General features: G+C 74.4%; 6 protein-coding genes. 3 read left to right on the forward strand and 3 right to left on the reverse strand.

The window, feature by feature from the left end; all coding sequences use genetic code 11:
• The first annotated feature begins 142 nt into the window (after positions 1-142).
• The 3 genes from ACWDD7_RS37255 (at position 143) to ACWDD7_RS37265 (ending at position 3750) form a co-directional block, all read left to right on the forward strand.
• A complete protein-coding gene (locus ACWDD7_RS37255; protein WP_450460664.1) occupies positions 143-1144 on the forward strand; it encodes a phosphotransferase in 1002 nt (333 codons plus the stop codon).
• 61 nt (positions 1145-1205) lie between these two features.
• Positions 1206-2165, forward strand: a complete 960-nt coding sequence (locus ACWDD7_RS37260; protein WP_351881218.1) for a hypothetical protein — start codon at positions 1206-1208, stop codon at positions 2163-2165.
• 61 nt (positions 2166-2226) lie between these two features.
• Positions 2227-3750 carry a N,N-dimethylformamidase beta subunit family domain-containing protein gene (locus ACWDD7_RS37265; RefSeq protein WP_450460665.1) on the forward strand — a complete coding sequence of 508 codons (1524 nt, stop codon included), beginning with the start codon at positions 2227-2229 and terminating at the stop codon, positions 3748-3750.
• Between the two features lie 32 nt (positions 3751-3782).
• Here ACWDD7_RS37265 and ACWDD7_RS37270 read toward each other — a convergent pair whose 3' ends face one another.
• From ACWDD7_RS37270 to ACWDD7_RS37280, 3 genes are all read right to left on the reverse strand, one after another.
• Complete coding sequence (locus ACWDD7_RS37270; protein ID WP_351881224.1) at positions 3783-3950, reverse strand: hypothetical protein; 168 nt, start codon at positions 3948-3950, stop codon at positions 3783-3785.
• A 240-nt stretch (positions 3951-4190) separates the two neighbouring features.
• The gene (locus tag ACWDD7_RS37275) at positions 4191-4595 is read right to left on the reverse strand and encodes a DUF302 domain-containing protein (protein ID WP_450460666.1); all 405 of its coding nucleotides are present in this window, start codon (positions 4593-4595) and stop codon (positions 4191-4193) included.
• A 139-nt stretch (positions 4596-4734) separates the two neighbouring features.
• Positions 4735-5022: a metal-sensitive transcriptional regulator gene (locus tag ACWDD7_RS37280; RefSeq protein WP_285563210.1), complete on the reverse strand. Its 288-nt coding sequence runs from the start codon at positions 5020-5022 to the stop codon at positions 4735-4737.
• Positions 5023-5224: the final 202 nt, after the last annotated feature.

Below are 5224 nucleotides of genomic sequence, written 5' to 3' on the forward strand. Positions count from 1 at the left end.
ATTAATAGATTTGGTAGTTTTTATTTGTTTTCAAGTGTTGTGATATGCCGTGGGGGTGTGCCCCCGGCCGACGGCCGGGGGCACACCCGTGTGCGCGGAAAACCGGTGGCCGCGGCGCCGGCCGTGATGCTGGGATGGCGCGATGCGGAGCGAGATCTCGATGACCGTGGACCGGGGCGCCTTCGAGGACGCGGTGACGCCGTGGGAGCGGGAGTCCTGGCGGGCCGCGGCCCTCGACTGGGTCCGGGAGCGTCTGGCCGACCACGGCCTGCGTGCGGGCGGTGAGCTGCGGGTGCGGCTGCGGCCGTGGTCGGTGCTGGCGCGGGTGCCGGTGGAGGGGCGGGACCCCGTCTGGTTCAAGGCGAATCCGCGCGCCGCCGCCTTCGAGGGCCCGCTGACCGCCGCGCTGGCCCGCTGGGTGCCCGGACACGTGCTGGAGCCGCTGGCCGTGGACGCGGCGCGCGCCTGGTCGCTGCTGCCGGACGGCGGCGACCTCTTCCGCCATGTGCTCGCGCGGGAGGCGGTCGAACCGGCGGCCTGGGAGGACCTGCTGCGCCAGTACGCGGGCGTGCAGCTCGCCCTGACCCCGCACACGGGCGAACTGGTACGGCTCGGGGTGCCCACCGCCCGCACCCCCGACCTGCCCGAGGTGTTCGACCGGCTGCTCGCGGCGAACACGGCGCTCGAACCCGACGCGCGCGCCCGCGTCACCGCCGTACGGCCCCGGATCGTGGACTGGTGCGCCGAACTCGCGGCCATCGGCGTCGAGGACACCCTCGACCACGCGGATCTGCACGACGGGCAGCTGTTCCGCCCGAAGCCGGGCCGGTTCACGTTCTTCGACTGGGGGGACGCGGCCGTCTCCCATCCGTTCTGCAGTCTCAGGGTGACCGCCGAAAGGGCCCGCGAGCACTACGGCCCGCAGGTGCTGCCCCGGCTGCGCGACGCCTACCTGGAACCCTGGACCGGCACCGGTCGCCCGGCGGCCGGCCTGCGGCGCGCCGCGAGCCTCGCCTGGCGGCTCAGCTCCCTGGGCCGCGCCGCCTCCTGGGGCCGGATGTTCCCCGACCCGGCACGCCCCGCCCCCGGCGCCACGCAGAGCGCCGAGTGGCTGCTCGATCTCCTGAACGAGCCGCCGTTCTAGGTCCGTTGGCCTCCGTCCGGCCGAGGTCGCCGGGGACGCGCGCGCGATGGACACTGGCGATATGAGCCGTCACGCTCCCCCGCCCGGCCGCCGCGCCGTCCTGGCCGGGCTCGCCGGTGCCGCCCTCGGCGCGGCGGGCTGCTCCGGCACCACGGCCCCCACGGCACGCGCCACCGCGTCGCCGGTCCCGGTGCCGCCGCACACCACGCCGTGGCGGCCGGCGCCGGACGAGGTCGAACCGGCGGCGAAGCGGCGCGCCGTACAGCTGGTGGAGGCGATCGGCGCATGGCCGACGGGGCACGGGGGAACCGCGGCCGCCCGCTCACGCGTCTCGGCCCTCGGCCTGCCGGCGGCTCTCGTCGGCCAGGCCGGACCCCTGCTCCCCCCGGCCGATCAGGCCGCGCTCCAGGTCGTCTTCGCGCAGTACGGCGGAATCCTGTCCCGGTCCGCGAGCGTGCTGGTGGTCTGCCGGCAGTGGACCCGACGCGGCGCGGCGCTCGCCCCGGGCGGTACGACCGTGGACGTACGGCTCTCGCGGGGATCGCACGGCTGGACGGTCGACGCGCTGCGTCCGGCGCGCCCGGGGCCGCCCGCCCGGTCACTGCCCCCGGACACCCGCGCGGCTCTGTCCGACGACCGGATCACGCTGCCGCCCGCCGCCGTCGCCGACCTGCGCAGCGGCCAGGTGCACACCAGCGTGACGCGGGCGATGCGCGCGCTGGCGCGGACGTACCGGATCGGGGTGAGCATCGTGCGCTCCGGGCATCCGCTGGACGTCTTCGGCACGGACAGGCCGAGCGACCATCCGCGGGGGCGGGCCTTCGACGTGTGGCGGATCGACGGCCACCCGGTGGTGGACCCGGCGACCTCACGGGCCCTGATCGAGCGGTTCATGCGGGACGCGGCCGCGGCGGGGTCGTACAACGTCGGCGGCCCGGTGCCGCTGTCCGGCGGCGGGGCCGGGCAGTTCTTCAGCGACGCCACCCATCACGACCACGTGCACATCGGCTTCGGCGCCTGACGGGTTGCACCAGGGCCGGGCGCGCCCCGACGCTGGAGCGGTGACGCATCCGGGAGCCGGCGTGACCCCGGCGAACGACCCAGGGCCGGGGCGGCGCCGGTTCCTCGCCCTGTGCGCCGGTGCGGGGCTCGGTACGGCCGCCGCGTGCACGGCCGCGCCGTCCCGGCCCCGGGGCGGTCACCGGCCGGAGACGGAGCGGGACGCGCCGGGCACCGCCGGCTGGCGACTCGGGACGACGGGCCCGCCGGACGCGGTGACCGGTTATCCGGACCGGGTGAGCGTGCTCCCGGGCGAGAGTTTCGGCCTGCACGTGTCGACCACTGCGGCGTCGTTCCGGGTCTCGGCGTTCCGCATCGGCTGGTACGGCGGCTCCCAGGCCCGGCGGATCTGGACCTCGGGGCGGATACCGGGCCGGGCGCGGAACGCTCCGCTGGTGCTGCCCGCCACCCGCACCGTGCGCGCCGACTGGCCGGTCAGCCTGCCCGTCGACACCACCGGCTGGCCGGAGGGCGCCTACCTGCTGCGCCTGGAGGCGGACACCGGCCATCAGCGGTACGTCCCGCTCGTGGTCCGCTCCACCGACGGCACGGGCCGTACGGTGCTGCTGCACGCGCCGACCACGTGGCAGGCCTACAACCACTGGGGCGGCGCCAGCCTGTACGCCGGCGCGAACGGCGCGTACGCCACGCGCTCCCTCGCGGTCAGCTTCGACCGGCCCTACGACGGAAGCGGCGCGGAGAAGTTCCTGACCTACGAGCGGGCACTGGTCGTGCTCGCCGAGCGCCTCGGCATCCCGCTCGCGTACAGCACCGGAACCGATGTCCACCGGGACCCCGGGGTGCTGCGGGGCGCCCACGCCGCGGTCTGCCTGGGGCACGACGAGTACTGGACGCCCGAGCAGCGGGCGCATGTCACCGCCGCGCGGGACGCCGGGACGAACATCGCCTTCCTCGGTGCGAACACCTGCTTTTGCCGGGTGCGGCTGGAGGTCGGGCAGGGCGCGGGGGACCGCACGGTCGTCTGCTACAAGACCGACTACCGCGCGGACCCCTGCTACCCGTCCCACCCCGCGCAGGTCACCACCGACTACCGGCTCCCGCCCGGCGCCGACCCCGAGTCCGCGCTCACCGGGGTGCTCTACGAGGGCTACCCGGTCGACGCGCCGTACGTCGTACGGGCGGCCGGCCACTGGGCGTACGAGGGCACCGGCGTCCGCGCCGGGGACGCCTTCGCCCATCTGGTGGGCGTGGAGTACGACCGGGTCACCCCCGGCGCCCCGACCCCCGGCCCGCTGGAGATCACCGCGCACTCCCCGCTGGTGTGCGCGGGCCGGCCGAGCCACAGCGACTCGGCGTACTACAACACCCCGAGCGGTGCAGGGGTGTTCGCGACCGGCACCATGCGCTGGGTGGAGGGTCTGCTGGCCGGGACGGGCGAACTGGGCCGCGACCACGGGATGGACGCCCGTACCCGCGCCTTCGTCACCCGCACCACGGAGAACGTGCTGCGCGTGTTCGCGCGGGGCCCGGCCGCCCGGCACGCGCCGCCGCCGAGCGCCGACGTCCGTGCCGTGTACGGCGGTTGAGCACGTCCGGGTCGGTCCTCGGCGCGCCCCGGTCAGCCCTCGTTCGACCGCAGCCGGTTCTGGCGGGCCCTGTTGAACAGGCGCCACAGATGCTTGGCCACGGCGCACGGCGCGGAGTCGGCGCGGCACTGGCGGCAGGCGCGGGTGTGCTGCTCGTACTGGGTACGGGCGTCTTCTAATGCATCGCTGACAGCAGACATGGAAATCTCCGGACGGGGCGCGCACCGAACGGCGCGCCGACTTGACCGGCCGGCACGGCCGGCCCCAAAGGTGATCATGCTACTGCCGGGACTTCCGCCGCACCAATCCGGGCGGGACCGCTGGCGCGGGGCGAAACGGCCGCGACATGGTGGGCGGGCCCACGGCGCCGGGGCCGCTCGGGCGGTGCGGACGACACGGCGCGGCGGTGGGCAGGTGGGGGGCTCAGGCGTGCGGCGGCGTCATTTTTCCGCACCGGTCCCCGCGAGGGACGCGAGAGCGGCGTCGAGACGGCGGGTCGCCTCGTCGGCGACCGGGCGAAGGGCGTCGAGTCCGGTCAGGGCCACCATCGTCTGCGGGTCGAGGGCCTGTACGGCGATGCGGTCGCCCTCGGCGCGCACGACCACGTTGCAGGGCAGCAGCAGGCCGATGGTGCGGTCCGCCTCCAGGGCCTGGTGGGCCAGCGGCGGGTTGCAGGCACCGAGGATGACGTAGTCCTCCATGTCCTGGTCGAGTTTCGCCTTGAGGGTGGCGGTGACGTCGATCTCGGTGAGGATGCCGAAGCCCTGGTTCGCGAGGGCCTCGCGGACCAGGGTGACGGCGGTGGCGAAGTCCGTGTCGAGATGCACCGTGTGGTCGTAACGCATGGGGTCGGCCTTTCCTGTCGTCTCGCCTGGCGCCGACGGGTGTCCAGCCCCAGGCCGGGTATTCACGAACTGTTCCACAGGGCCCGCCGGCCGGCGCGGGGCGCCGGCGTCCTCGCCCTCGGGCACGGATCGGCGTCTCTCACGCCAGCGAGAGGAAGAGCTTCTCCAGACGCGTACGCATCTGCTCGGGGTCCTCACCGCTGCGCTGTCCGTCCTCGAAGTCGGCCACGCACTTCTGGAGGCCGGTCGAGATGATCGCGAAACCGGCGCGGTCGAGCGCCCGCGAGGCGGCGGCCAGCTGGGTGACGACATCCTCGCAGTCCCGGCCGTCCTCGATCATCCGGATCACCCCGGAGATCTGGCCCTGCGCGCGCCGCAGCCGGTTCAGCACGGCCTTCAGGGACGCGCCCTCAAGCTCCAGTTCCACGCTCACTCCTCTAGAAATACCCCCAGGGGTACTGTACGTCCCCATTCGGTGCGGTGACGACCGTCAGGACGCCCCGGTACGGTGTCCCGTGCGCCCTGGGCGCACGGGACACCGCGCTGGTCAGAGGCTGCGCAGGCGCGCCAGCGTCGCGGGCAGGTAGTTAGGTAGATGGTCGGGTAGGGAAAAGTTTTGTTAAAGACAA

The organism is Streptomyces sp. NPDC001056, from assembly GCF_053598955.1.

Coding starts and splice junctions, on each gene's coding strand:
- ACWDD7_RS37270 (WP_351881224.1), bottom strand. CDS start 3,950: ATGTCTGCTGTCAGCGATGCATTAGAAGACGCCCGTACCCAGTACGAG.
- ACWDD7_RS37275 (WP_450460666.1), bottom strand. CDS start 4,595: ATGCGTTACGACCACACGGTGCATCTCGACACGGACTTCGCCACCGCC.
- ACWDD7_RS37260 (WP_351881218.1), top strand. CDS start 1,206: ATGAGCCGTCACGCTCCCCCGCCCGGCCGCCGCGCCGTCCTGGCCGGG.
- ACWDD7_RS37255 (WP_450460664.1), top strand. CDS start 143: ATGCGGAGCGAGATCTCGATGACCGTGGACCGGGGCGCCTTCGAGGAC.